The sequence below is a fragment of the Salinibacter sp. 10B genome, assembly GCF_002954405.1.
In the GTDB taxonomy this organism is placed as follows: domain Bacteria; phylum Bacteroidota; class Rhodothermia; order Rhodothermales; family Salinibacteraceae; genus Salinibacter.
In genome coordinates, this window is the sequence record NZ_MQWC01000005.1 from 61320 (window position 1) to 82842 (window position 21523).

Annotated in this window: 24 protein-coding genes; 14 read left to right on the forward strand and 10 right to left on the reverse strand. The window is 59.5% G+C overall.

The window, feature by feature from the left end:
* Positions 1 to 6 precede the first annotated feature (6 nt).
* Both BSZ35_RS17855 and BSZ35_RS17860 read right to left on the reverse strand, forming a co-directional pair.
* On the reverse strand, positions 7 to 1563 hold the full coding sequence (locus tag BSZ35_RS17855; RefSeq protein WP_105013963.1) for a serine hydrolase domain-containing protein: 1557 nt from the start codon (positions 1561 to 1563) through the stop codon (positions 7 to 9).
* Positions 1564 to 1954: 391 nt separating this feature from the next.
* A complete protein-coding gene (locus BSZ35_RS17860) occupies positions 1955 to 2320 on the reverse strand; it encodes a transposase (RefSeq protein ID WP_105013964.1) in 366 nt (121 codons plus the stop codon).
* A gap of 79 nt (positions 2321 to 2399) precedes the next feature.
* On the opposite strand from BSZ35_RS17860, the gene BSZ35_RS17865 reads away from it, so the two are divergent.
* The 7 genes from BSZ35_RS17865 (at position 2400) to BSZ35_RS17900 (ending at position 9471) form a co-directional block, all read left to right on the forward strand.
* Positions 2400 to 3074 carry a metalloregulator ArsR/SmtB family transcription factor gene (locus BSZ35_RS17865; protein ID WP_105013965.1) on the forward strand — a complete coding sequence of 225 codons (675 nt, stop codon included), beginning with the start codon at positions 2400 to 2402 and terminating at the stop codon, positions 3072 to 3074.
* Between the two features lie 309 nt (positions 3075 to 3383).
* A complete protein-coding gene (locus BSZ35_RS17870; RefSeq protein WP_105013966.1) occupies positions 3384 to 3809 on the forward strand; it encodes a hypothetical protein in 426 nt (141 codons plus the stop codon).
* Between the two features lie 348 nt (positions 3810 to 4157).
* Positions 4158 to 5441, forward strand: coding sequence for an MFS transporter (locus BSZ35_RS17875; RefSeq protein WP_105013967.1), 1284 nt, complete (start codon positions 4158 to 4160; stop codon positions 5439 to 5441).
* A 52-nt stretch (positions 5442 to 5493) separates the two neighbouring features.
* Complete coding sequence (locus BSZ35_RS17880; RefSeq protein ID WP_105013968.1) at positions 5494 to 6180, forward strand: class I SAM-dependent methyltransferase; 687 nt, start codon at positions 5494 to 5496, stop codon at positions 6178 to 6180.
* 63 nt (positions 6181 to 6243) lie between these two features.
* Entirely contained in the window at positions 6244 to 7140 is an 897-nt protein-coding gene (locus tag BSZ35_RS17885; RefSeq protein WP_105013969.1) for a sterol desaturase family protein, read from the forward strand.
* Between the two features lie 825 nt (positions 7141 to 7965).
* A complete protein-coding gene (locus BSZ35_RS17895; protein WP_181149440.1) occupies positions 7966 to 8481 on the forward strand; it encodes a GNAT family N-acetyltransferase in 516 nt (171 codons plus the stop codon).
* Positions 8482 to 8622: 141 nt separating this feature from the next.
* Positions 8623 to 9471, forward strand: a complete 849-nt coding sequence (locus BSZ35_RS17900) for a Fic family protein (protein WP_105013972.1) — start codon at positions 8623 to 8625, stop codon at positions 9469 to 9471.
* A gap of 110 nt (positions 9472 to 9581) precedes the next feature.
* Here BSZ35_RS17900 and BSZ35_RS19345 read toward each other — a convergent pair whose 3' ends face one another.
* A complete protein-coding gene (locus BSZ35_RS19345) occupies positions 9582 to 9761 on the reverse strand; it encodes a nucleotidyltransferase domain-containing protein (RefSeq protein WP_146110162.1) in 180 nt (59 codons plus the stop codon).
* 739 nt (positions 9762 to 10500) lie between these two features.
* On the opposite strand from BSZ35_RS19345, the gene BSZ35_RS17905 reads away from it, so the two are divergent.
* Positions 10501 to 11280, forward strand: a complete 780-nt coding sequence (locus BSZ35_RS17905) for a class I SAM-dependent methyltransferase (RefSeq protein ID WP_258096790.1) — start codon at positions 10501 to 10503, stop codon at positions 11278 to 11280.
* A 179-nt stretch (positions 11281 to 11459) separates the two neighbouring features.
* Here BSZ35_RS17905 and BSZ35_RS19775 read toward each other — a convergent pair whose 3' ends face one another.
* The 4 genes from BSZ35_RS19775 to BSZ35_RS17925 all read right to left on the reverse strand — a co-directional run bounded on the left by BSZ35_RS19775 (position 11460) and on the right by BSZ35_RS17925 (position 13536).
* On the reverse strand, positions 11460 to 11585 hold the full coding sequence (locus tag BSZ35_RS19775; protein ID WP_272483069.1) for a DUF433 domain-containing protein: 126 nt from the start codon (positions 11583 to 11585) through the stop codon (positions 11460 to 11462).
* A gap of 128 nt (positions 11586 to 11713) precedes the next feature.
* The gene (locus BSZ35_RS17915) at positions 11714 to 12106 is read right to left on the reverse strand and encodes a HEPN domain-containing protein (protein ID WP_105013973.1); all 393 of its coding nucleotides are present in this window, start codon (positions 12104 to 12106) and stop codon (positions 11714 to 11716) included.
* The gene (locus BSZ35_RS17920) at positions 12103 to 12504 is read right to left on the reverse strand and encodes a nucleotidyltransferase domain-containing protein (protein ID WP_105013974.1); all 402 of its coding nucleotides are present in this window, start codon (positions 12502 to 12504) and stop codon (positions 12103 to 12105) included. Before BSZ35_RS17920 ends, BSZ35_RS17915 begins: the two co-directional genes overlap by 4 nt.
* Positions 12505 to 13263: 759 nt before the next feature.
* Positions 13264 to 13536 (reverse strand): hypothetical protein, encoded by a 273-nt coding sequence (locus BSZ35_RS17925; RefSeq protein ID WP_105013975.1) that lies wholly within the window; start codon positions 13534 to 13536, stop codon positions 13264 to 13266.
* Positions 13537 to 13566: 30 nt separating this feature from the next.
* Here BSZ35_RS17925 and BSZ35_RS17930 point away from each other — a divergent pair, with 30 nt between their 5' ends.
* Together BSZ35_RS17930 and BSZ35_RS17935 are read left to right on the forward strand one after the other, a co-directional pair.
* On the forward strand, positions 13567 to 13869 hold the full coding sequence (locus tag BSZ35_RS17930; protein WP_105013976.1) for a hypothetical protein: 303 nt from the start codon (positions 13567 to 13569) through the stop codon (positions 13867 to 13869).
* Between the two features lie 167 nt (positions 13870 to 14036).
* Complete coding sequence (locus tag BSZ35_RS17935; protein WP_105013977.1) at positions 14037 to 15092, forward strand: zincin-like metallopeptidase domain-containing protein; 1056 nt, start codon at positions 14037 to 14039, stop codon at positions 15090 to 15092.
* A gap of 1578 nt (positions 15093 to 16670) precedes the next feature.
* On the opposite strand, the gene BSZ35_RS17950 is transcribed toward BSZ35_RS17935, so the two are convergent.
* The 3 genes from BSZ35_RS17950 to BSZ35_RS17960 form a co-directional block, all read right to left on the reverse strand.
* Entirely contained in the window at positions 16671 to 17306 is a 636-nt protein-coding gene (locus BSZ35_RS17950; protein ID WP_105013980.1) for an SGNH/GDSL hydrolase family protein, read from the reverse strand.
* A 76-nt stretch (positions 17307 to 17382) separates the two neighbouring features.
* The gene (locus tag BSZ35_RS17955; protein ID WP_105013981.1) at positions 17383 to 17733 is read right to left on the reverse strand and encodes a hypothetical protein; all 351 of its coding nucleotides are present in this window, start codon (positions 17731 to 17733) and stop codon (positions 17383 to 17385) included.
* A 154-nt stretch (positions 17734 to 17887) separates the two neighbouring features.
* Positions 17888 to 19048 (reverse strand): hypothetical protein, encoded by a 1161-nt coding sequence (locus tag BSZ35_RS17960; protein WP_105013982.1) that lies wholly within the window; start codon positions 19046 to 19048, stop codon positions 17888 to 17890.
* 529 nt (positions 19049 to 19577) lie between these two features.
* Between BSZ35_RS17960 and BSZ35_RS17965 the strand changes: the two genes are divergently transcribed.
* The 4 genes from BSZ35_RS17965 to BSZ35_RS19635 all read left to right on the forward strand — a co-directional run bounded on the left by BSZ35_RS17965 (position 19578) and on the right by BSZ35_RS19635 (position 21295).
* The gene (locus tag BSZ35_RS17965; protein ID WP_146110164.1) at positions 19578 to 19871 is read left to right on the forward strand and encodes a hypothetical protein; all 294 of its coding nucleotides are present in this window, start codon (positions 19578 to 19580) and stop codon (positions 19869 to 19871) included.
* Positions 19872 to 20006: 135 nt separating this feature from the next.
* Positions 20007 to 20441, forward strand: coding sequence for an antitoxin Xre/MbcA/ParS toxin-binding domain-containing protein (locus BSZ35_RS17970; protein WP_105013984.1), 435 nt, complete (start codon positions 20007 to 20009; stop codon positions 20439 to 20441).
* A 63-nt stretch (positions 20442 to 20504) separates the two neighbouring features.
* Complete coding sequence (locus BSZ35_RS17975) at positions 20505 to 20963, forward strand: RES family NAD+ phosphorylase (RefSeq protein ID WP_105013985.1); 459 nt, start codon at positions 20505 to 20507, stop codon at positions 20961 to 20963.
* 158 nt (positions 20964 to 21121) lie between these two features.
* Positions 21122 to 21295, forward strand: a complete 174-nt coding sequence (locus BSZ35_RS19635) for a hypothetical protein (RefSeq protein ID WP_181149445.1) — start codon at positions 21122 to 21124, stop codon at positions 21293 to 21295.
* Positions 21296 to 21523 lie beyond the last annotated feature (228 nt).

Consider the following 21523-nt stretch of genomic DNA (forward strand, 5'->3'; position numbering starts at 1 on the left):
GGAAGATCATGGGACCGACGGCGCACGGCGTGGATATGAAGCCGACACAATCAGCGTTGCGGCAAGCAGGCAGAGAGCAAGGCCGGCCCACCCGGCAGTTGCGGGAAAAATCGATGTAACTATGAGATAGGGCTGAGTGGCACTCCAGCCAACGACAGCAAGCACGGCAATTCCTCCCACGGCCTGAAGTAGCCGTCGTATCCAAGCCGTTCGCTCCAGCGGCGCGAACCGGCGCTCCTGTGTACGCAATGCCCAGACGAGGCGGTATAGCAGCCACAATGAAACGATCACCAGCAGCCCAATGAGGCCCCAAAGGGCCGTCGTTGCGTCAGTGATTCTACCCAGTTTTACTCCCCCAAAGCCGCGCCACGTGCTCCATGCCGTGAGTACGTGAGCGAAGAAGGGCCAGCTCCGCTCACTGTTGGTCAGAAGGACAATGCCGTCGCCGGATTCTGGAACCAGATGAAAATGGCTCATCCACCCGTGTCCTTGGCCCCCGTGCCATGCGGCCTGTCGGCTGTCTGGAAGGACTTCCACGAAATGCCCAAATCCATACCCATCCGCGACAATTCCGTAAAGGCCAGGAATGTCTGTCTGCGGTGCATGAAGCATGCGAATACTTTCGGGGGAGAGGAGCCCGTCCATCTCGTCGCCGAAGGAGAGCATCTCTGCGCGGAGAAACCGGGCGATGTCTTCGACGGGGGCAAGCAATCCGCCGGAGGCCCGAACCGGGTAGACGTACGGAGCCACTGGCGTGCCGTCTCCTTCATACCCCATCGGGATGTACTCTCGAAGCGAGTCCCTCCACGCAAATGTGGAGCGACGCATTCCCAGCGGTCTTAAGACCTCCTCTTCCATGTGCGTCGCGAAATCACGCCCGCTCACCTCTTCGATGAGGAGCTCAAGCAAGTTGAACCCGACGTTGGAGTATAAGAATTCCGAGCCGGGAGGTCGGATCAGCCGAGCCTCACGGGTCAGATAGTCGCGTAGGGAGGGGCGAGAGCTCTGAGGAGCATACTCCGCTCCTTTTCCGATGGGGCCCAGGGGAAGACCGGCCGTGTGGCTCAGCAACTGGCGGACGGTTACCTTTTGCGCGGCGTACTCCGTGTCCGGGAACGTCCAGTCCTCAAGATACTGATGCACGGGCGCATCCAAATCGATTCGACCGTCCTCGACCAATCGCATAACGGCCCAGGCGGTGACCGACTTCGAGATGGATTCCACGCGGCAGACCGCCTCCACAGTCATTTTCCGGCCCGACCCGGCATCTGCGGTGCCGTAGGCGCCGGACCATACCAGTGTGCCTTCATGAATGAGGGCCATGCTTGCCCCGGGAATCTGGTATTGCTCCACCAGTTCGGGGACGCGGCGATTGAGATGCGCAGTGAAGTGCTCAAGAGAGGAGAGTGGCTCAACAGGCGATTGAACACACCCACTTAAGAAAAACGCAAGCATTAGAACGGTGACCGCTGCTATTTGCCAATGGGCTCGCCTGCTTGCAATCTTTCGAAACCGCGTGCCATTCGGTTCACAACGTCGAGTATTCGGAAATAGATCTGACATAAGGTTCCCTCGCGGCTCCTGACGTTCGTCTCCTTACTGCCACTGTCACGCGGTGGCGAGGATACAGCAGGACGGTCCCGCCGAAGTGCGGTCTTCAGTGACGGGGTTCTCGGCCGTCGTATTTTTGTAGGCGATGGCCCCTCCAACTGGGGCGGCCCGCCTAACTGGGGCTCAAACACTTGTACAATATAGCCACGATTCCGTCTTGGCTGCCAGTGAAATGCAGTTCTCATCGTAAGGAAAAGGAGCAGCCACAAAGGGGTGGACTCCTGCGCGATGCGGAGACATTCAACTGCATGCATCTGCCGCCCGAGCCGTGTGGGGATCCTTGACAGAATAGGCTGGCAATATGGTTGACGCGTTGGGTGGGGGACGACCTAATACCAAATACTTAGGGTAGTTGTGCATTCGAGGTATCTATCAGATACTGATACCCGGTCAGGGGCGGGACCGCCTCGTCGGTGTAGCTGTGGAGCTTTTCGCTGACCCTTTCTTTCAGCTTGGAGAGCGTCTGGTGCAGATGGAACGCGAGGTGATCTTTCAGGTCCTCCCAGAACCGCTCGACAGGGTTGAGTTCCGGGCTGTAGGGGGGTAGAAAGATCACCCGAACGTTCTCCGGTATCGTGAGCTTGTTGGCCTTGTAAAACCGGCCGTTGTCCAAAGTCAGAACGTTCAAGCTCTGGGAGTACGCCGACGAGAAGCGGTGTGCTGGGGCTGTTACCGCCCAAAGTGCATGATGACCATTTGTAAAGGGCATAAGTTCGTTGAGGTGCGAAACACGCACACAGATTGGTCTCTAGTACTAATACGATTGTATTCAATTGATTAATTGAGTGATGGAAGATAAGCAGAAGCGTGCGTTCAAGGACGAGATTTACGAGCAGTTCGCCCGCATGGGCAAGGCATTCTCCAGTGCTTCTCGCCTGGAGTTGATCGATCTATTGGCGCAGCGGGAGCGCACTGTGGACGAGCTGGCAGAGGAGACCGAGATGTCGGTGGCCAACACGTCGCGCCACCTGCAGGTGCTGAAAGGGGAGCGCCTCGTGCGCCGACGAAAGGAGGGAACCCGCGCGTACTACACGCTCGCCGACCCGGAGGTGTACCGCGCCTGGAAGGCGGTGCGATCACTCGCCGAGACGCGTCTAGCGGAGGTTGAGGAAACGGTCAAGCGCTACCTGTCCGACCGCGACGAGATGGAGGCACTTTCCCAAGAGGAACTGGAGGAGCGCCTAGAGCGAGACGACGTTCTCGTCCTTGACGTGCGGCCGGAGGAAGAATTCGAGGCCGGCCACATACCCGGGGCGCGCTCGATTCCGGTGGACCAACTGGAGGAGCACCTGGACGAACTGCCCGAGGACCGGGACATTGTCGCATATTGCCGAGGACCGTACTGCGTTTATTCCGACGACGCGGTTCGAAAACTCCAGGAGAAGGGTCGCAATGCACGGCGTCTTTCGGAGGGCCTCCCGGACTGGCTCGTTGAAGGCCGATCGGTCGAGCACGGAGGGTAGTTTGTCATATTCAGGCTTCAGCCTACCACAAGTGGAGAAGCTTTACGTCTTATATTCAATTGTTCAATTGAGTACAGTGATGCAGCGTCATGGGTACTATTCACCCAAGAGCGGTCGGCCAGGACAAAGAATACCACGGGTGGGTCGACGATATAGCGTTACTCGAAATAACGTTACTCGGACTGGTTGATTGTACCGGCGTCGATGACACTCGTCCCGTTCTGGCAGCTGAGGCTGACTGAACACTCACCGGGGCTGATTGACGCTATAACGCCGTTCGCTGTTCAGTAAAATCAACAATTTCAAGTCATGAGGTCGGTTGCCTCAATTCTCACGATCGCCGCACTCCTCGTCTTTGTAGGCCCCGCTCAGGCTCAGACGGACGCTCGCCACGTCGATCTCGAAGTCGAGCCGTTGGCCTATGCCTTCGGCGGTGCTGGGTGGCACGTCTACCATGCAGGCCGTTGGAAGTACGAGATCGAAGTCTTCGGCCTCGAGATCCCTGAATCCCTTCCCGAAAACGACAGCTTCACCGCCTCCCCGCTGGGGGCCGAGTTGCACTTCGAGCGTTTCTCCGGCGAGGCTTCCGGCGGCTTCTACATTGGTCCCAGACGGGGATCGTTCGCCTCGACCTCGCCCACCAGGGCAGCGGGACGAGCGAGCAGCGTCTTCGGTACTCGATCGGGGTGCGGGGCGGGTATCAGTAGTATCCGGGTCTTGGCAACCACTACGTAAGCCGGGTGATTGGGGGCTCGTACACTCTGAATAGCGAGCCGATCACCATTGGTGGAGACACCTTCGAGAGCGGGCCTGTCGATCCGTGGGGCACCGTCGGCATTGGATGGATCTTCTTCAGGTAGGTGACAAGCCACTCCTGAGTTGTACGCATTTCTATAATCACGAACGCCTTGATCCATGAGCATAGAAGCGAGAACGACCAGCGAGTGGCCCTCTGAGGAAGATCTCGTAGACCTGGAGGCTGGGGGCGATCGCTGTGCCGTCAGCTAAAGAAGGAGCGTTCCAGCCCTTGGAGAACCGGAATCCGTAGATGCTCCATTCACCGATACTGTCAATAAGCGCTCCATGAAGTCTCCTGTTCACGGCATACGAGCCAACTGGAAGCAGTTCGTCCTGCAGGTCCTCACCGTCTTTGCGGTGGGGCTCACGATGGGCGCTGAGCGGAACGTGGTTCCTCTCATGGGAGAGGAAATCTTCGGCGTCGAGTCGTTTCTGGTCATCGGGACCTTCGTGGTGAGCTTCGGCCTCGTGAAGGCGATCTTGAACCTCTATTCGGGAAAGTGGGCGGACGCCTACGGCCGGCGGCCGGTGCTCATTGCCGGGTGGCTCTCGGCGGTGCCGATTCCCTTTCTGCTGATCTACGCCCCGAGTTGGGGGTGGGTCGCGCTCGGCAACGTCCTACTCGGGGTCAACCAGGGCATCGCCTGGAGCATGAGCATGATTTCGAAAATCGACCTGGCCGATTCGAAGGAGCGCGGCCTGGCTGCCGGCATTGACGAAGCCTTCGGCTACACCGGCGTCGCCATCGGGGCGTGGCTCACCGGCGTGATTGCCGCCCACTACAGCCTCCGCCCGGAGCCGTTTTACTTCCTGTTGGGGGTGATTGCCCTCGCGCTCCTGATCGCCGCATTCCTGATCGAGGAGACGCTTCCGTATGCCCAGGCCGAGGCCGATAAGAGGGCCGGCACTGATCGCGACGATGCTGAGCTGCCGTTCTGGGACATCGTGAAGCGGGCCACCTACCAGGATCGTACGCTGTTGGCCGCCGCCCAGGCCGGGCACGTCGAAAACTTCGTCGACACGCTCCTGTGGATCGCCGTGCCCATCTTTCTGGCCGGACACGGCCTCGGCCCCGCCGAGATTGGGGTCGTGGTCGGCGTGCACAGCGGGTCCTATTTCCTCCAGGTGTACACGGGCCGCCTCGGAGACCAGATTGGACGCAAGCCGCCGATTGTCGGTGGGCTTCTTCTTGCAGGGGCCGGTGTGTTGGGGATGGTGCTGGTGGAGGGGTATGCCCTTTGGATTCTCTTCTCCGGCCTGTCGGGGGTGGGCATGGCGCTGCACTATCCCAACCTGATTTCCGTCGCAAGCGACGCCTCCCATCCGCTCTGGCGATCCACCGGGCTCGGCGTCTACCGCATGTGGCGTGACCTCGGATATGCCGTGGGGGCGATTCTCATCGGACTCACCATAGACTTCTCTTCGATCGAGACGGCGTTCTATGGGGTGGCCGGGGCGATGTTTGTCTCCGGCATTTACGTTCTGTGGCGGATGGAGGAGACGCATCCGGAATTCGGCACGCATGTCTCTGCGACGCGACCTGAAGAGAGCGAGTTGGGCGCCGAATGACTGAGAGCCTCCTGTCCTACAATTGTACTTCGCATAAGGAGCTGATAACGCCATGACGTCTGACTCTGTGCGTTCGCCGACCGCTTCCCCTGGATGGATGCGCTGGTGGAACCGGACTCGATACCAGCTTTACGCCCCGATTTATGACTGGGTCGCCCGGCCACTCGAAGAGGGCCGCAAGCGGGCCATCGAGCAGGTCGCGCCTTCCTCCGACGACCGCATCCTGATCCTCGGAAGCGGACCCGGCTCCGACCTGGAATATCTTCCGCGGGAGGCCGAAATCACCGCGGTCGATGTAGTCCCGGAGATGGTGCGTCGGACGACATCGAAAGCGGAAGCGCTCGACATGAACGTGGACGCACAGGTTGGAGACGTGCAGGCACTTTCCTTCGAGGACGATTCGTTCGACGTGGTTCTGCTGCACCTCATTCTTTCGGTGGTGCCGGATCCGAAAGCTGCCGCCGCCGAGGCGGCCCGCGTCCTTGCGCCGAACGGACGCGTGTCGATCTACGACAAGTTCGTTCCTTCGGGAACGGAGCCGTCCCTGCTCCGGCGTGCGCTCAACCCACTCGCTCGATTCCTGTTTTCTGACCTCACCCGCGAGCTCGATCCCTTACTCTCTCAGGCCGGCCTTGAGGTCGCGACTCCTCGCAAATCTTCCCTCGGTGGGCTTTACACCGCAGCGGTGGCGCGTCCCATTCACGCTGTAGACACTGGAGACCGAACGGCTTCCGAGTAGCCTGAGGTTAGGTACGGATCACTTACGGCGCTATTCCTCACTCTCGAATCACGATCGTTATCCATGCCTGCTCTTCTCGACGCCCTGCAACAGACCCAGACCATTGCCATGCTCGCGGGGCTGGCGGCCTTGATGCTCTGGGAGCATGCCCACCCGTTTTTCGACTACTTTCGAAAGGCACCCAAGGAGCGCGGCGTGCACGCCCTTCGCAACCTGCTGTTGGGCGGGCTCAACGCGGGCGTCATCTCTCTGGTGTTCGTCGGGCTGTGGGGGGCAGCCGCCCTCTGGGCCGACCAGCAGGGCATCGGCCTCCTCCACTGGGCGGAGGCCGCGGCGGGCCTGCCGACCTGGGCCCACGCCCTCGGGGCGGTGCTGCTGCTCGACTTTTGGATGTACGTGTGGCACCGCATCAACCACGTGATTCCGTTCTTCTGGCGGTTTCATCGCGTCCATCACCACGACCCGAAGATGGACGTGACAACGGCCAGTCGCTTTCACGTCGGGGAGATTATTCTCTCGTCCCTCCTGCGGCTCGGAGTCATCGTCCTGGTCGGCGTGCATCTCTGGGAACTGGTCCTCTACGAAACGGCGATGTTTGCGGTCGTGCAGTTCCACCACGCCAACATCGCTCTGCCCGCCGGCCTCGACCGCACCCTGCGTGCGATTATCGTGACGCCCAACATGCACAAGGTGCACCACTCGCGCTGGCAGCCGGAGACGGACTCGAACTACAGCTCGCTCTTCTCCTTCTGGGACCGTTTGGGCCGCACGTTTCGACTCCGTGAGGATCCCTCGACGCTGGAGTTCGGGCTCGACGGGTGGGACGCGCCGGAGGACCAGCGGTTTGCGGGCCTGCTGTGGGCGCCGCTCAAAACCGTCGACTCCGACGAGGATCTACGCTCGAAGACAGTGTCGGTGGAATCCCCGTCTCGCGAAGGCGATTCCGCCCGCACGGAGTGAGGAGAGGGAGGCTGGCAGAACCAGCTTTCAGGTCTTGGGTCGACGCAATGGGGCGGGGAGCCGACTGCCGATCTTCTGACCGGAACGTTCTGCCCGGCACTGCTCACGCTCTACACCCGTGAGGCAACGTCTACCGTCTGCGAAAGGCTCGAAGCAGCGCCGGATCCGGAGGGAGGCATTGAGATCCTTGACATGTTCTGGGACCCGGAAGACTTAAGGCCAGATGGGGCCACCGCCAACCGCGTGCCCCCTCTTCTCGTCTATGCCGATCTCGTGGCCCTGGCAGATCCCAGGGGGCTGAACATCGCCCGGAAGATTCGAAAAGAACACCTCGGTGGAAGAATGGCCCCGAAGCGTTGAGCGCTTCCTAAGCCGAAGGATGTCACCAGAAAGAAGTGCATCCCGATCACATGTTTCGTAGTTGCTGCTCTCCTCTCGACCTCGACGGCGAGCCGATGCCGATCGAGACCTTCCGCGACCTTTACCACGTGCCCGGCTTCAAATACGAGTACGTGAATGGGCGGGCGGACATCTCCGTGCAGCGTTCGGCACACGCCATCGTCGCGGCGCCCACAGGTCGGATCGTGGAGCAAACTGACCGTTCGTTGCCCGACGACGTGGAGATGGATTCGGCAGCCGGCACGCCTGTTGGGGACCTCGAATCCCTCTGGGTAAACGCCTTTGCCCGGACGCTGGACTACTACGGCTGGGCCATAGAGGACATCCGCGACGACGCGCGTAAAAGTCTCGACAGGCTTTTCGGAGAAGAAGCCCTTCACCCTGCGTCCCTTGTTGCGCATTGGAGGGGCGATCTCGCAGCTTCTCGTGAACCAGGCCAAGACCCGGCCGCTGATCGACTTCTTGTGCGTGCGCCGGCACCTGCGCCGGAGGGGCGTAGCCAGGGCGCTCGTCCATCGGGGGGCTCGCCGCCTGAAGGAAGAAGCGGGTGCGAATCACCGAGTGACGCTCTGCAGCGGATACCTGCTTGCCAACCGCGAGAGCGCAGCGTGGCACGAAGCGGTCGGCTTTGTGGAGCTTCCCGACTGGCTCGTCCTAACCCACCGTTATCGGCGTCTGCAGCACAACCTCCGGCGGGGTCTCGTGCGGGACGTGTTTGGGGCAAAGCACCGGGCTGAATCCCTACAGGCTACCCTGGGCGAGATGAAGGAGGAGAGGCGGAGCGACCCGCTGGCCTACTCGCCCTCTCGGTGGCTTGACCCAAAGGAGGAGCCTACCGATGAGGAGGAGCGTACTGGTGAGGAGGGCACCTCCCTCGGAAGCCGGATCGACGGGCATCTGGAATCCCATTTCGACCGGCTTGATGGGTTGGGGCCTGTGTGAGAGGCGAGGCTGTTGGTTGCTATTTCCAGGTCGTTCGACGCCCACCTCAAAGAAACCACACGGGGTAGTGGCAAGTGTTGTCACCACGTAGTGACAATAAACCCAACCGGGCGACAGTCCAGCTCAATTCTCCCTCCGCTTATGCAATCTTTTGAAGAGAAGGGCCTTCCGGCCCTGCCGCTAACACATGATCTCATCCGATCGGTAGGCCGGTTGCATGAGTACCGGGGACGGGAACAGCTGTACACGCAGCAGGCCCGCCAGGAGCTCGATACGTTGAAGGAGGGGGCAGTCGTCCGGGGCGCCGAGTCTTTAAATCGAATGGAAGGGATGGAGGCAGCTCCAGAGCGAATCAAGAAACTGATGGATGAAAGCGCGGCTCCGGAAACGCGCTCTGAACAAGCCATTGCGGGCTATCGGGACGTTTTGCACACCATCCACACCCATCACGAAGGCATTGAGCTGTCGAATGGCGTTGTGCGACAGTTTCACCGGGATCTGTTCAAGTACACCAGCATCGGCGGCGGAGATTGGAAGTCGGCCTGCATCAACATCATTGAAGAACATCCCGACGGCACGGAGGCGGTTCGGTTCCGAACCGTGCCTCCACACCGAACGCCTGAGTGTATGGAAACGCTTCACGCCCAATTTGCTCGGGCGTGGACGCAGGGGGAAGTGGATCCGCTTCTTCTCATTGCAGCGTATGTTCTCGACTTTTTGTGCATCCACCCGTTTCAAAGCGGCAACGGTCGGATGGCCCGCCTTCTGACACTCCTGCTTCTTTACAAGGCCGACTACGGGGTGGGGGAGTACATCAGTTTGGAACCTATTGTCGAGGACAGCCAGGAAAGCTACTATGACGCCCTGTCCCGTTCATCCCAAGGGTGGCATGAGGCGAAGCACGATCTTTGGCCCTGGACCGACTATTTCCTCGGAATGCTCCTGTCCGCTTACGAGGAGCTTGAGGACCGGGTGAGTGTTCGCGACTAGCGAGGGGCAAAGACGCAGCGGATTCTCGACACGCTCGAAGAGGTCCACGATGGATTCCGCGGGAGGGAGAAAGAGGGGGGAGGCCACGCCATGCTCGCTGGCAGGGCAAATTACCAATCGGTATGTGCGATGGTGGTGCGACGGGCCTTCTCGTCTGGATGGACCTTCCCCTTGAGTACAATCACACCGATCCATCTCGAATCGGTAAGGTCCATGTCGTTATTAGGGCGGGCCTCGCCACGTGCATGAGAGCCGTAGACGATAAGCTTTTTGAGACGATCTGAGTACATCTTCTCAGGAGCAGGTTTCGCATCTGCGAGTGCCTCTCGGACCGGGGAAGAAAATGGCGAGGCGTCGGGCTTCGGTGAACAGGGAAGAGGAACGTCCGCAGGTTGGATCATCGAAGAATCACTCTTGAAAAGCGGCTACGATGGAATGCCGTGCTTGGTGCTGTGAGGCACGTTGCGGACCATCCGAGCCCCCGGCTCGTTTTCTGCAAAGTCGATTGGCCTCTCACCACCAAGGCCGTATCAGTTACCCTCTGGTAGACAGCTGATTTTACCAGGGGCAATCGGGGGATAATGAAGGTTTGGGGGAGCTCTCTTGCTTGGAGCTCTCTTGCTTCGGAGGGCTGCGTATTAAAACCGCTGATCATCGCTCATAACTGGGAAGGCAAAGGTCAGGTAGAACGGCCGGGCGGATCTGCGAGGGTTTGGGGGGAATCGAAAAGCGCCCTGAGAGAAGCAGAAGCAATCAACCCCGAACGTCGCGTCCACTCGGGGCGTGCCAAGCGCTGGGACAGGTGCAGAGCAGATGATGAGCGTCATGGCCTCCGATAGCTCCGGAGAAAGGGGGATTGGCCCGCCCCGTACAAGAGCCCCAGGGCCAGGCCATGAGGGATTCTTTTTCCCGTGAGCGCTGCTTCGGATCCATTTGGAAATCAGAGGAAAGCCGCTCTCTTCTCAAGGCAGGCGGTAGGTTCTCGGTAATCCCAAAATGCAAAACTCGAATCGACGACCCCTTCAGTTGATGACTCGTCACTTCCGCCTGCTTTTTGCGCCGCTCCTCTTAGCGATTCCGCTATTGCTGGCGGGGCCGGATGCCGGAGTAGCCCAGCCTACGGCCGACAGCACAGACAAGGACGTTCTGTACGTTCCGACGGCCCCGTCGGTGGTGAGAACAATGCTTGAGGTTGCCGGCGTCACGGAAAGGGATGTCGTGTACGATCTCGGCAGTGGGGACGGGCGCATGCCGATTATGGCCGCCAAGGAATTTGGGGCGCGGGGGATCGGGCTCGAAATTGATTCTGCTCTGGTTGCGGAGGCCCGAGGAGAGGCCCAAGTGCAAGGGGTGTCCGACAAGGTGAAGTTTCGGCAGAAGGACCTCTTTAGCGCCGACCTCAGTAAGGCCACGGTCGTGACCCTCTATCTCGGGCCGGCGATCAATGTCAGGCTCCGACCAAAGCTTCTTAGAGAGCTGGATCCCGGGGACCGAATCGTTTCCCACGACTTCCGGATGGGAGAGTGGGCCCCCGACTCGACCGTTAACGCTGGCCGGGGCAATACCGGGAACGAGACCGTCTACCTCTGGATCGTGCCCGAAAAGGTTCACAAAGACCTCCGAGACACGCCGATGAGCCGGAGGCAAACTGATGGGGCGGTTCCACGCTCCACCCCCAGTTCTTCATCCCCGAGTTCTTCATCGAATCGGGTTCGTCAAACGACTGCTTCCTTGACTGAGCCGACCGGATCGGCCGCAAAGGACAGAATCCGTGCAAACCGAACGGTTCGTTCGGCCTCTGCTCCTTGAAGGACCCGCCGGTCGTCTCGATAGAAGGAATACGTGCTCCGGCAGCGGCCGAGAGGAAGCTGGGCCGCCTCCTCGTTTTCAGGTCCAAAAGCGACTTGGGATGGGGGGCAAAGATCAATTCGGTTCTTCGCTGCTCGTCGGAGGGGAATCCTCTCCTCTTCTTGGGCTAGCGCATCAGCCTAAGCGAGCGATGCTCGCATGTCAGCAATGGTAAGCGCCGGATATTCCTCGGTGATTTCCTCGGGAGAGAGGCCCTCGGCCAGGGTGTCGAGAACGACCGATACCATCACACGCGTCCCCTTGATTCAGGGTTTTCCATGACAGATGTCCGGATCCGTTGTGATGTGTTCTTCCCACAGGGCCATACTGGAAGGGGGCGTTTCGTAAGTTTATGGCCGTTCAGTAGAGAGACAGAGGAGAAGTTTGCTCGCTCTCAACGCTGGAGAATTTTCTCTTCCACTGCATTGACGAAGCGCTCGGCCTCCTCAACGAGTTGGACTGCCTCCGACCTGTCAAAGTCTGAAAATACATCATAGTCCGCTTCTCCGCGCATTGACTCAGCGGTGGTAAGGATCCCTCCAACTTCCTCGCTGACTCGTTCGGTGCGAACGAAATGATAGCCAAACCGCCGAATAAGGCTGGCGTGAGTGCTTGGTGTCTCTTCCTTCGTGAGAAGAGCCGCGCGAGTGGCGCTAAAGACAGCGTAATAGGCCCGGTTGATGGTCGCCTCCGCCGAACCGTTCTCCAGAAGAAGCTCCGCGTCAGACAGTGCTCTGCGAGCCTTCTCGATCAGGGCTCGGATGGTTTCTTCATTTTCTGAGCTCATCGGGTCTGCGTGGCGGTCTCTTCGGAAGGAGGAGCCGGCCCGGAGGAAAGCGTCTCCAAGAGGTCAATGCCTTCTGCTTTCGCAGATTGGACGAGCGGCCGGCGATCGTCTTCGAAGTCTTCTGCGCTCATGTGGACGAAGGATAGCGCCGTATCCTGATAAGCGGCGGCTCGTGTTGCAATTCGACTGGTGCGTTTGGCCTCCTCGTAGGATCTGACGGGCCCCTCAAGCACGACGAGCAGGTCGACATCGCTTTCAGGCCGGGCCTCTTCCCGAGCATAAGAGCCGAAGAGAATGAGGTGCTTTAGGCGAGAGCCGTAGAGATCCAGTAGGGATTCAGCCGCCCAGCGAAGAACCCCCCGGGTCTTTTCTGGAATGGGAGGGAGCGTGTTGTCCATTGGCTGGAACTCCAGGGGCTGGAGCGATGACAAAAAGCGGACGATCCCATCTTTTGATGACTACCTGTTGATGGAAGACACCTCTTCTCCGAAAGATCCGAATGCACGTTCGAGAGACGGTAGTGCCGTTATTGCACAGAAAGCCCCCCTCCCTACAAACCCCGGAATTTTGCCTATCCCCGGGGGTGTTGAGCTCCGTGGATGGATTTGTTTGGGGCGGGGCGGCGTCGATTGGATGGTTGTGTTGTTAGCTTTGCAATAACGGAAATGGTTTAGATAGGTGTGATTTTGGGCACGCGAGGGCGAAAATCGTCACGTATCGGACTGATTTCAGAGCTGAAAGCGGCTTCTTTCTCCCCTCGCTACGCGTCTTCTCCGTATCCGGACTGTCGCCGCAGGTGGCCTGGAGAACACGAGGGACGGAGTCCCTCGATGGAACGGAGTCCCTCAATGGACAGGAGCATTCCTCCTTAAGCAAGTGGAGGTGGAAAGAGGCTTTACCTGGACGATGCCCTGAACCTGGAATTCGATATGAAGTGAGAAGCTCTGGAGGAGGCCCGTTCCTACGAGAGGCATGGTTGGAGCTCCCGCAACAAACACTTCGCGGGTTACACCGGAAAGAAGTGCTTTCGCATCATACAGCAGAACGTCTCGGACCCGGTCGTCCGCAAGGGTGACCTCGGTAAGGGTGGTTTCCGGCGGGCCCAGCTACGTGCACGGAAAGTGCCGGCTCTCCGTCAGAAGTAAAGAATCCTGTCATCACTCCGTGCTCGTCTCTCGCAATCGACCGCCGAAGTGATATGCGTGACGGCTTCCCACTCTGCGAAGCCACGTTCGTCCTCTTGCGTCCGGTCGTCGCTCTATGAGACGGTCAAATGCCGCACGAGCATTGGCGTCAATCTCGTAGTCTTCTGTCTCAACATCGATGACAACGAATTTCTGAGCGTCCTTCTCAACGTCAACCTCGGGACGAACCACCCGCTCGAAGATTTCATTGCCACGATCGGCGAGTCCAGATTTTTCCTCGGACATGACGGGCTGCAATCGCCTGTTGGCAACCAGTTGGATAAACTTACTACGACGACCGCCGGAGATCTTTCCTCAGAGAACCGAAAAGACAAAGGGGAGAAACTCCACCCTACGCTCAGTTCGAGCCCCCCTATCCCCAATCTTGACCTCAGCCCCGAGGAAATCATCCAGGCGATCCTGAAGGAGGGAGCGCGAGCCACCCTCTCCAACCAGTGGCGCCTGGCCCGTCGTCGCGTTCAGCGAGAGAGTCGCATCGAGCTTCTCGGCCCGAATGGCCCCGAGGTTCTCGCTTGCCTCACCGAGCACCGGGACGTGGTGGATCTCGACTGGCAGTGAAACCGGCAATGAGACGCTTGTCTTATCTTACAGCGTCCTCCTTGAGATAGGCCGGGAGAGAGCCTTCTCGGGTGATGGCCCTACAGGGTGGGGGTGCCCTACAGGGTGATGTGGATGGGAGGCAGGGGGCGCATCCCATCCACATCACACCCAAGAGGGCTTTTCCAATGACTACGAAAGCGACTTCGAAAAAGAGATCTTCCAGCAAGACACCGTCCGGCAAGAACGGATTCAATCTCTACCAGAGCGTCACGGATCAAATCATAGAGCTCATCGAAACGAGCCAGGCTTCCGGCCGGGAGCTCCCGTGGCACCGAGCGGGGGCAGATATTTTCCTGCCGGTCAACGCCACGACGGGGAGCCGGTACCAGGGAATCAACGTCGTCTCGCTCTGGGCCTCCGCCGAGATCAACCGGTTTACGACCGGCACGTGGGCAACCTACAAGCAGTGGCAGTCCATCGGCGCGCAGGTCCGAAAAGGCGAGAGCTCAACACTCGGGGTCTTCTACAAAAAGTACGTGCCGAACCGGAAATCAGAGCCCGCAGCTGCGGAAAAGCTAAGCGGCAGGTTCGAAGACAGGGGGGAAGAGAACTCCGGCAGGGACGACTCCGGCGACGGGGATCCTGGGGAGAAGCCCAGGGCTCGGTGGTTCGCTCGGGCTTTCCGGGTCTTCAACGCCGATCAGGTCGATGGATACGAGCCTGACGAGCACTGCGAGGAGCTTCCCGAAGAGAGCCTCGTAGAGCGCATCGAGCAGGCAGAGACGTTTGTGGAGACGACCGGTGCCACGATCGGGCACGGCGGCGGCCGGGCCTACTACAATCCGAGCGGTGACTACATCCAGATGCCGGGAGAAGTGCGGTTTCGGGATACGGAAACGAGTACGGCGACAGAAGGCTACTACGCAACGCTCTTCCACGAGCTTACCCACTGGAGCGGGCACAAGGGGCGCTTGGGCCGGGACCTCACCGGGCGGTTCGGAGGCGCCTCCTACGCGATGGAGGAGCTCGTGGCTGAGTTGGGTGCGGCGTTTCTCTGCGCGGAGTTGGGGATTTCCGCCCAGCCGCGCGAGGACCACGCCGGCTACATCGCGCACTGGCTGGAGGTGATGCGGAAGGATGCGGCTGCTATCTTTACCGCAGCCGCGAAGGCGAGCGAGGCAGCAAGGTACCTGAGTGGAAGCGAAGACGAGGAGCGTGTCGGAGAAACCTCTTCAGAATAGGGGGACTGGCTTTCTGTGCTCGTCACACCAACGAACCGTCTCGGCGGAAAAGGATTCTTCCAGCACACGTCCCATCTGTCAGAAGAGTGTTTGTCTATGGCCACGATCACACTGACGGGCGTTCCGGACAAATGGAAGGAGCGCCTCCAGGTACTTGCCGACCGGGAGAGGCGTAGCCTCAACCAGTAGGCAATCTAGCTTCTGAAGCGTGCCGTCCATGAGGAGACAACCGGATTCGACCGGGCCTATCAGCGCTTCCGCGAGAAGCAGGGGGAATCGCCGCTGGAGCAAGGAGACCTGAGTGGCCTTCGGAGCGAGAAGGGAGGCCGTCCTGTGGGCATGTAACGCCCGCCTCGTAGGAGATACCGCCAAATCAAAATCGAGGGCGAGAGATTGATACTCAGTTGGACGAAATCGCAACAGAAAGAGGCCGCTCTGAGAATTGATCGCTTCGAAGAAAACCAATCCCCAGGTCTGAGATCGCCCTCGTCCCCTGTGTCACGTCAAAACGTGATTAGCCGAAGCCGACGGCCACCTCTGCGACTCTACCGGTTCCGGATAAGTGCCAGTTTCACACTGGAGCGATTGCCTTCGGTCGGCAGTGCAAAAACACAGGGGTACATCACCCCAAATCGGAATCAGAACCACCCCTATCACTCACTCCTCGGGGCTGTCTACTTTTAGTTGCACGCCTCGCGCAGAACGACCGTATCCTCTACCAACTAGACAACATCCTAGCCACACTCGGTGTGTTCGGCCGCCTCGACCTGCCGCCACGCCCATCGGGCTCGCTCTGTTTCAGTACCGGCTGGTAGATCACTGGAGCGAGTATAGACTGGCACGTCGATTTGAACGACGCCATCCCGTGTATGCTCACCCGAAGCCCCTAAGGCTCTCAAGTATCGAAGGACACCCGTATTCTCGGCAAGAACGTATCCTCGGAAGAAGTCTATCCCTTGTGCTCCGGCATACTTACTTATGGCCGCCATAAGCATCGATCCGATTCCCTTCCCCTGATAAGCATCGATGACTACAATTGCCGCCTCTGCTATCGAGGGACTTTTCACGAGTCGAACGTACCGCGCAATACCGATTCCAGGCGTACCATCACGGTGGCAATCCACCGCCCCAAGTGCCATATGAGAGTTGCCGTCCACTTCTGTAAGGTACCGGAGTTCGGCCTCACTAGGATAGAACTTGGGCGTAAAAAAACGGCGGTACGTCGTTTCCGCCGACATCGATCGCAAGCCCTCGAGGATCCGCTCCCGATCATTCTGGGTGACCGGTCGGATACACACGCTCATGTTCCCAACTGTGACGGTACGTGGGAAATAGGTGTGCGGAAAAGTATTCATTCCTCAGTATTGCATAGTAGGCTCGTCAAGCTTGCATGCCCGCACTGACGATAAGTGAGGACGTTACGTATGTAGACACCGAATTCATCGGACTGTTCTAAGGGGTCAGAAATGGTACCTGAGCGTATCCAGCAAAATGCTCTTTCATTACGAGGTCTGGGAGACATGAGCACCCGAGAGGGAATGAGCACCTTGATGTAGTCAGCACCGCTCCTGAAAGCAGCTACGCGCCGGTCGGCCCGATGTGTGTGGAGGAGGCCTCCGGTTCGAAAGCGGCCCGAAAGAGTGACTTCGCAATTTTGCGACCGCCCTGCTCGCTCGGCTCGATCTGCTGGGTGTAGTCCTCCCTGCTTGTGCACACCCGGCGCAGATCGATCACCGGACACTCGTGGTCCAAGGCCGCCTGGAGGATTACGTCGTTCCACATCGTAAGCGCGGCGTCGATGACCCGCTGCTGCCCACCGTGTTCGTCAAAAGCGCCATTGTAGATGGTGCAGACCGTGGTGGGCAGCCCGGCCTGGAGGACTTCTTTCAAACATCTCCGATATGCTTCCGCAAAGCGCTCGACCGCGAGGCTCAGCTCAGCGAGCGCCTCGGACACGTGTCCCACCGGCTCCTCCAGCACGGGAATCTCCATCACGGCATCGTTTCCCCCAACGCTAAGAACCGCGCGGGTTGCCCCTTCCGGCAGTCGATCGAGTTGACTCCCAATGCCTTGAGTGGCCGCTCCGTCCACGGCCAGGAGCGTTGCCCGATCCTCCTCCGGCAGCAGGCGAGACAGGTGATCAATGACGGCGGGACCGCCGGAGGTATACGCGCCGTTGTCGAGGGTCGAATCGCCAAGAAGCGCGAGGTGCATTTGCGGAGTGGGGCCGAGTGTTTGTTGTGGTTGCGAGGGGGGCAAAAGACTGGACACCAGGATACCAGGTATAGCGTCAAATCTCCTCGCTCCGAATTTCACCTTGAACGGTGTCTACCACGATGCTGTGGTGCTCCACGTCGAACCATTCATGGAAAACCTCCAGGGTTCTCGGCTCCGGCCACAGCGCCGGGTCGGCAAACCACCCCGCCAGCTCCGATTCGAAAAGCGCCTCGTAGTTGGCCTCCACCCACCGCTCTACTGACTCTGGTCCATCTGCGTCTTCGTCGGCGACTAAGTAAACAGTCCGGTCGGTTCGAAGGGCCTCCTTCGTAATCCCTGGGTCGTCGTCGTACGGATCCGCATCGTTGATCCACCGGACCATGGGACCGCGATACTTGAGTAGGATGGCTCCTCGGTTAATCATCGGCGTCGATGCAGCAATGAGAGACGTTGTGATCGGGAGTCTCAGGGATGCCCGTAAGGATAGATGAGGTCAGACGGGAAGGACCACGTTCAAGGCGGAGTGTCTCGCGTGAGACATCGAGCAATCCTCAGGTCGGCTTCGGCGAAAGAGAAATTCAGACCACGTCCCGGAGAGCCCACACGTCCTCACTTGGATTGTACTCGTTCACGCTCGACCCGCCAAGACCGGTGTCCTCCAGAATCCCTGCGTGCTTCAGGATGCTTTTCATCTGGTAGAAGGTGGTCGAGCGGTAGTGAATCGGCTCCACACGGTCCCATTGAACCCGGCCGCGATCATCGAGGATTTCGGCGCTTCGTTTCGGATGAAAGAAAAGCGTCGGCGTGCGGTCGTGGTCGAGCGCGTCGCAGGCGCGGACGAGCTGAGGCATTGTGGCCGAGCTGTCTGCTTGTTTTAGGCCGCGGACGATGAGGCGCACCATTGGCTCTTGAAGAAGTAGAATACGCAGGGCCGCGCCGGCACGGGGCATCACGTCCGCAAGCGTGGAATGGATCGCCTTCGGATGTATACTGCTCCACTCTGCGAGAGAGGTGTCAAGAATGTCCCCAACGGCCGCTCCCGTGGGGGTGAGGCGCACGCCGTTTCCCTGGATGCGGAGGAGGCCGAGCGTTTCGGCGCCGCGAAGCGCGCCTTTCCACCGCTTCGGCAACGCCTCGTACGGCTCGATGATGTTCGGGAGTTTGGCCGTGTTGTATAGCGGACCGGGTTCAAGTGCAATCGCCCATGCGAGGTAGTGCGTGGGAAGGTTGTATGTGAACGTGCTCCATTCCTGCGTGCGGACGCCGGTGTCGAGCTGGCGGCGGATCGACTGATACGGATCCCGCCACGGCTGGCGGGCCCTGGGCCAGACGAGAGGCTCGGCGCTCTCCTGGTTCGCCGAGGCGGCAAGAAGGCCAATATTCTTTTCTCGGAGGCGCTCGACGGTGGGTTCGCTGATCCGATCGGCAGGAGCGCTGAGGAAGCTATACTGCACGCCGTCCTGGTACATCTCCGCTTGGGCCGCGCCCTTCAGCAGGTCGCCGGTTCCCTTGGCCTCGACGGCTAGGAGGCTTTCCCCGTCGTCGAGCCGACCGACCAGATCGGGATGACGGGCATCTTCACCGACCTCAAGGGTGATGCGCTGGTAGGGATCCAGTCCGCCGTGCTCCAGGAGCGTGTGGTGTGCGTCGGTGAAGAGGTGCAGCACAGAGCCGCCGTCGGGGAGAGAGGTCGACGTCAGAAAGGAACGGACCCGTTCGACGACGGCGGGTTCAGTCATCGGAAGAACGACTCACGCAATGGACAGTGGGCAGAGGTCTTTCGAAATGGAACCGTCACAGTTCCTCCACAATAACTGGGTCTGTCAATGCGTACCGGTTCAGCGATAGGGAGACTTCCCCTAAAAAAGCGAAAAGCCCGCCTCGGGGCTGCCGGGCAGGCTTTTCTAAAGCATCGCGCTACGTCGTGTCTCAAACGCAGAGCACATCTTTAGTGTGATGCTCTGGACCTACAATACGCCCCCCGCCAGTTCCAGTCAAGAGGGAAGTGCAACGGGGTGGTGAAATCGGGGCCCCTCACACATGGCTGCACATGGGCTTTTCGAACAGGCCCTGACATCTCGGATGAGCCTCGATGTCTGGAGGGCCTTGACCTCTTGCAGATGCAGTCTTTCCCAGAGCATTCCTTGTAAGGAGCCCCAGAGCACTCCATCTTGAGAGCACTCCTTGAAGACGCTCCGCGAGGGCACTCTTTTTGCAAACGCATTCTTTCTCACAGACGGTTTTTCCAAAAACACGTCCGACGCTACCATGAGCGATGATAGCACCCACGACCTTGGCGGCCCGAGCCCGGCCGGACGCCCGGGCGGCTCCGCCGGCACCGGCGAGTTTCTGGAGGCCCGAGCTACGATTTATCGTGAGGACGGGGGCCTCGATCATCTCCAGCTGGAAATCTCGGCCCTGAACTTCCGCCGCAAGCCAGAGGCGGCCCTCATCGGCGCGCTCAAGGAATCGAACGCCGGGCTCGAGGGAGCCGAACAGATTGAGGTGGAGATCGGGGGCGAAACCCTCACGCTAAAACAAACCGGCTGGGAGATTCAGTAGAGAAGGCCACCAGAACGGAGGCGCCTCTCCGTAAAAAAGAATTGTGGGGAGAGCTGGCCACCTTCTGGATCACTGACCACTAGACCTGGTTCCCTCAAATGAAATGTGCTCGCTCCCACTTGAAATAATTTTGCCATGAGCGCCACGATCCCGCTTCCAAGGAGCCAAGACGCCGGGGATTTTCCTGAGCTTGGGGCCGGTGGACCGGCCGGTCTCGTCTCAGCCGTGCGTGAGGGCATTCCAACCGGTCGCTTCGACGCCCTGAAGACACTCGTGGGCGTCTCGACTGAAATGCTCACCGAGGTGGTCGGCATCAGCCCTTCCACCCTGAGCCGCCGGCGCAAGAAGGGCACCTTCAACAAGGACGAGTCCGAGCGCATCCTGCGCATTGCCCGTATCGCTCTTCGGGCCGTCGACGTCCTCGATGGAAAGGATAACGCCCAGAAGTGGCTCACCGAACCGGCGCGTGCCCTCGGCGGAGAGAAGCCCCTGGAGTTTGCCGACACCGAGCCCGGGGCCCGAGAGGTTGAGCGGCTTCTCATTCGCCTGGAGCATGGGGTCTATAGTTGAACGGCGTCTACAGCTGAGCCATCAAACCGGTTGACGTTTCTGTTCTGACGATAGTACGGACTGATGACGCGCGTCTGGCGGATCGTAAAGGAGAAATTTGCAGATTCAGCCTTTAGCGGAGAGGGCGCGCGCCGGGCCGGCGGGCGGTTCAACAGCCCCGGCCATCCGGTCATCTACACTTCCGGGTCCCTCGCCCTGGCCGAGCTGGAGATCCTGGTCAACCTGCCAACAGACCGGCTCCTGGCGAGCTACGTGGCCTTTTGGGCGCAGATCCCAGACGGGCGGATCGACACGCTTGGTCGAGATCAGCTTCCCGACGGATGGCGAGAGGCGCCAGCCCCCGACTCTGCCAAAGAAATCGGAGACCAGTGGCTCCAGTCGGAGAGGTCGTTGGCCCTTCGGTTGCCCAGTGCCGTCGTCCCGGCCGAGGACAACATCCTCATCAACCCCAACCACCCGGCCTTTGGGGAGGTGGAAACCGAGGGGCCGTTCGATCCGGAGATTGATGATCGCCTTCAGTGACCTCTTCTAACCTGGGGTAAGGTTAGACCTGAATGGGAAGGAGTCAGAAGAGAGACAAAGAGGGGATTGGAAGTACTTATTGCGCCGGAACGTCGCCGCACTGCAGGGAGTGACCTGAGTGTTCAATGTGTTTTTCGGGTCCAAACCTCCCTCACTCCATGTCTGACGCGCCACAAAACGTCAAAATCACCGGCATTCGCATTCCCTTCCTTGATCTCGTGTGGCTTCTGACAAAAGTGGCCCTTGCGTCGATTCCAGCCGCACTGCTCGTCGGTCTTATCTACGCGATGATCTATGCCCTTCTGACCGGAAGCATCGCTGGGATCGGGTAGCCAGGCAGGAGGGTGGAATCCGGTAGTAGGAGAGGTCCAAAAGAGGCCTACAGCCACGTCTGCCCAAAACCTCCAGGGCCTGTCCCTCAGGATCTGCTCCTCAGTTCGGAGAGGAATCATCCATTGGAGGGCAGCAGAGGCGTTTTTGTTGTGCTTTAGATCAGCTAACCAATTCCCGAACACTGTCGACTCCTGACTTAGGGAAAACGTCTGCAGTTTGGTCAGAGG

Bases quoted from the DNA above. Each gene is read 5' to 3' on its own strand.
- BSZ35_RS17950 (WP_105013980.1), bottom strand. From the start codon at position 17,306: ATGCACCTCGCGCTTCTTGGCGATTCGACCCTCGACAACGGCGCGTAT.
- BSZ35_RS17905 (WP_258096790.1), top strand. From the start codon at position 10,501: ATGACTCGTCACTTCCGCCTGCTTTTTGCGCCGCTCCTCTTAGCGATT.
- BSZ35_RS17915 (WP_105013973.1), bottom strand. From the start codon at position 12,106: ATGAGCTCAGAAAATGAAGAAACCATCCGAGCCCTGATCGAGAAGGCT.
- BSZ35_RS17880 (WP_105013968.1), top strand. From the start codon at position 5,494: ATGACGTCTGACTCTGTGCGTTCGCCGACCGCTTCCCCTGGATGGATG.
- BSZ35_RS17875 (WP_105013967.1), top strand. From the start codon at position 4,158: ATGAAGTCTCCTGTTCACGGCATACGAGCCAACTGGAAGCAGTTCGTC.
- BSZ35_RS17925 (WP_105013975.1), bottom strand. From the start codon at position 13,536: ATGTCCGAGGAAAAATCTGGACTCGCCGATCGTGGCAATGAAATCTTC.
- BSZ35_RS19345 (WP_146110162.1), bottom strand. From the start codon at position 9,761: ATGTACTCAGATCGTCTCAAAAAGCTTATCGTCTACGGCTCTCATGCA.
- BSZ35_RS17885 (WP_105013969.1), top strand. From the start codon at position 6,244: ATGCCTGCTCTTCTCGACGCCCTGCAACAGACCCAGACCATTGCCATG.
- BSZ35_RS17935 (WP_105013977.1), top strand. From the start codon at position 14,037: ATGACTACGAAAGCGACTTCGAAAAAGAGATCTTCCAGCAAGACACCG.
- BSZ35_RS17975 (WP_105013985.1), top strand. From the start codon at position 20,505: ATGACGCGCGTCTGGCGGATCGTAAAGGAGAAATTTGCAGATTCAGCC.
- BSZ35_RS17955 (WP_105013981.1), bottom strand. From the start codon at position 17,733: ATGATTAACCGAGGAGCCATCCTACTCAAGTATCGCGGTCCCATGGTC.
- BSZ35_RS17970 (WP_105013984.1), top strand. From the start codon at position 20,007: ATGAGCGCCACGATCCCGCTTCCAAGGAGCCAAGACGCCGGGGATTTT.
- BSZ35_RS19635 (WP_181149445.1), top strand. From the start codon at position 21,122: ATGTCTGACGCGCCACAAAACGTCAAAATCACCGGCATTCGCATTCCC.
- BSZ35_RS17960 (WP_105013982.1), bottom strand. From the start codon at position 19,048: ATGACTGAACCCGCCGTCGTCGAACGGGTCCGTTCCTTTCTGACGTCG.
- BSZ35_RS17900 (WP_105013972.1), top strand. From the start codon at position 8,623: ATGCAATCTTTTGAAGAGAAGGGCCTTCCGGCCCTGCCGCTAACACAT.
- BSZ35_RS17860 (WP_105013964.1), bottom strand. From the start codon at position 2,320: ATGCCCTTTACAAATGGTCATCATGCACTTTGGGCGGTAACAGCCCCA.
- BSZ35_RS17855 (WP_105013963.1), bottom strand. From the start codon at position 1,563: ATGTCAGATCTATTTCCGAATACTCGACGTTGTGAACCGAATGGCACG.
- BSZ35_RS17965 (WP_146110164.1), top strand. From the start codon at position 19,578: ATGAGCGATGATAGCACCCACGACCTTGGCGGCCCGAGCCCGGCCGGA.
- BSZ35_RS17920 (WP_105013974.1), bottom strand. From the start codon at position 12,504: ATGGACAACACGCTCCCTCCCATTCCAGAAAAGACCCGGGGGGTTCTT.
- BSZ35_RS17865 (WP_105013965.1), top strand. From the start codon at position 2,400: ATGGAAGATAAGCAGAAGCGTGCGTTCAAGGACGAGATTTACGAGCAG.
- BSZ35_RS17870 (WP_105013966.1), top strand. From the start codon at position 3,384: ATGAGGTCGGTTGCCTCAATTCTCACGATCGCCGCACTCCTCGTCTTT.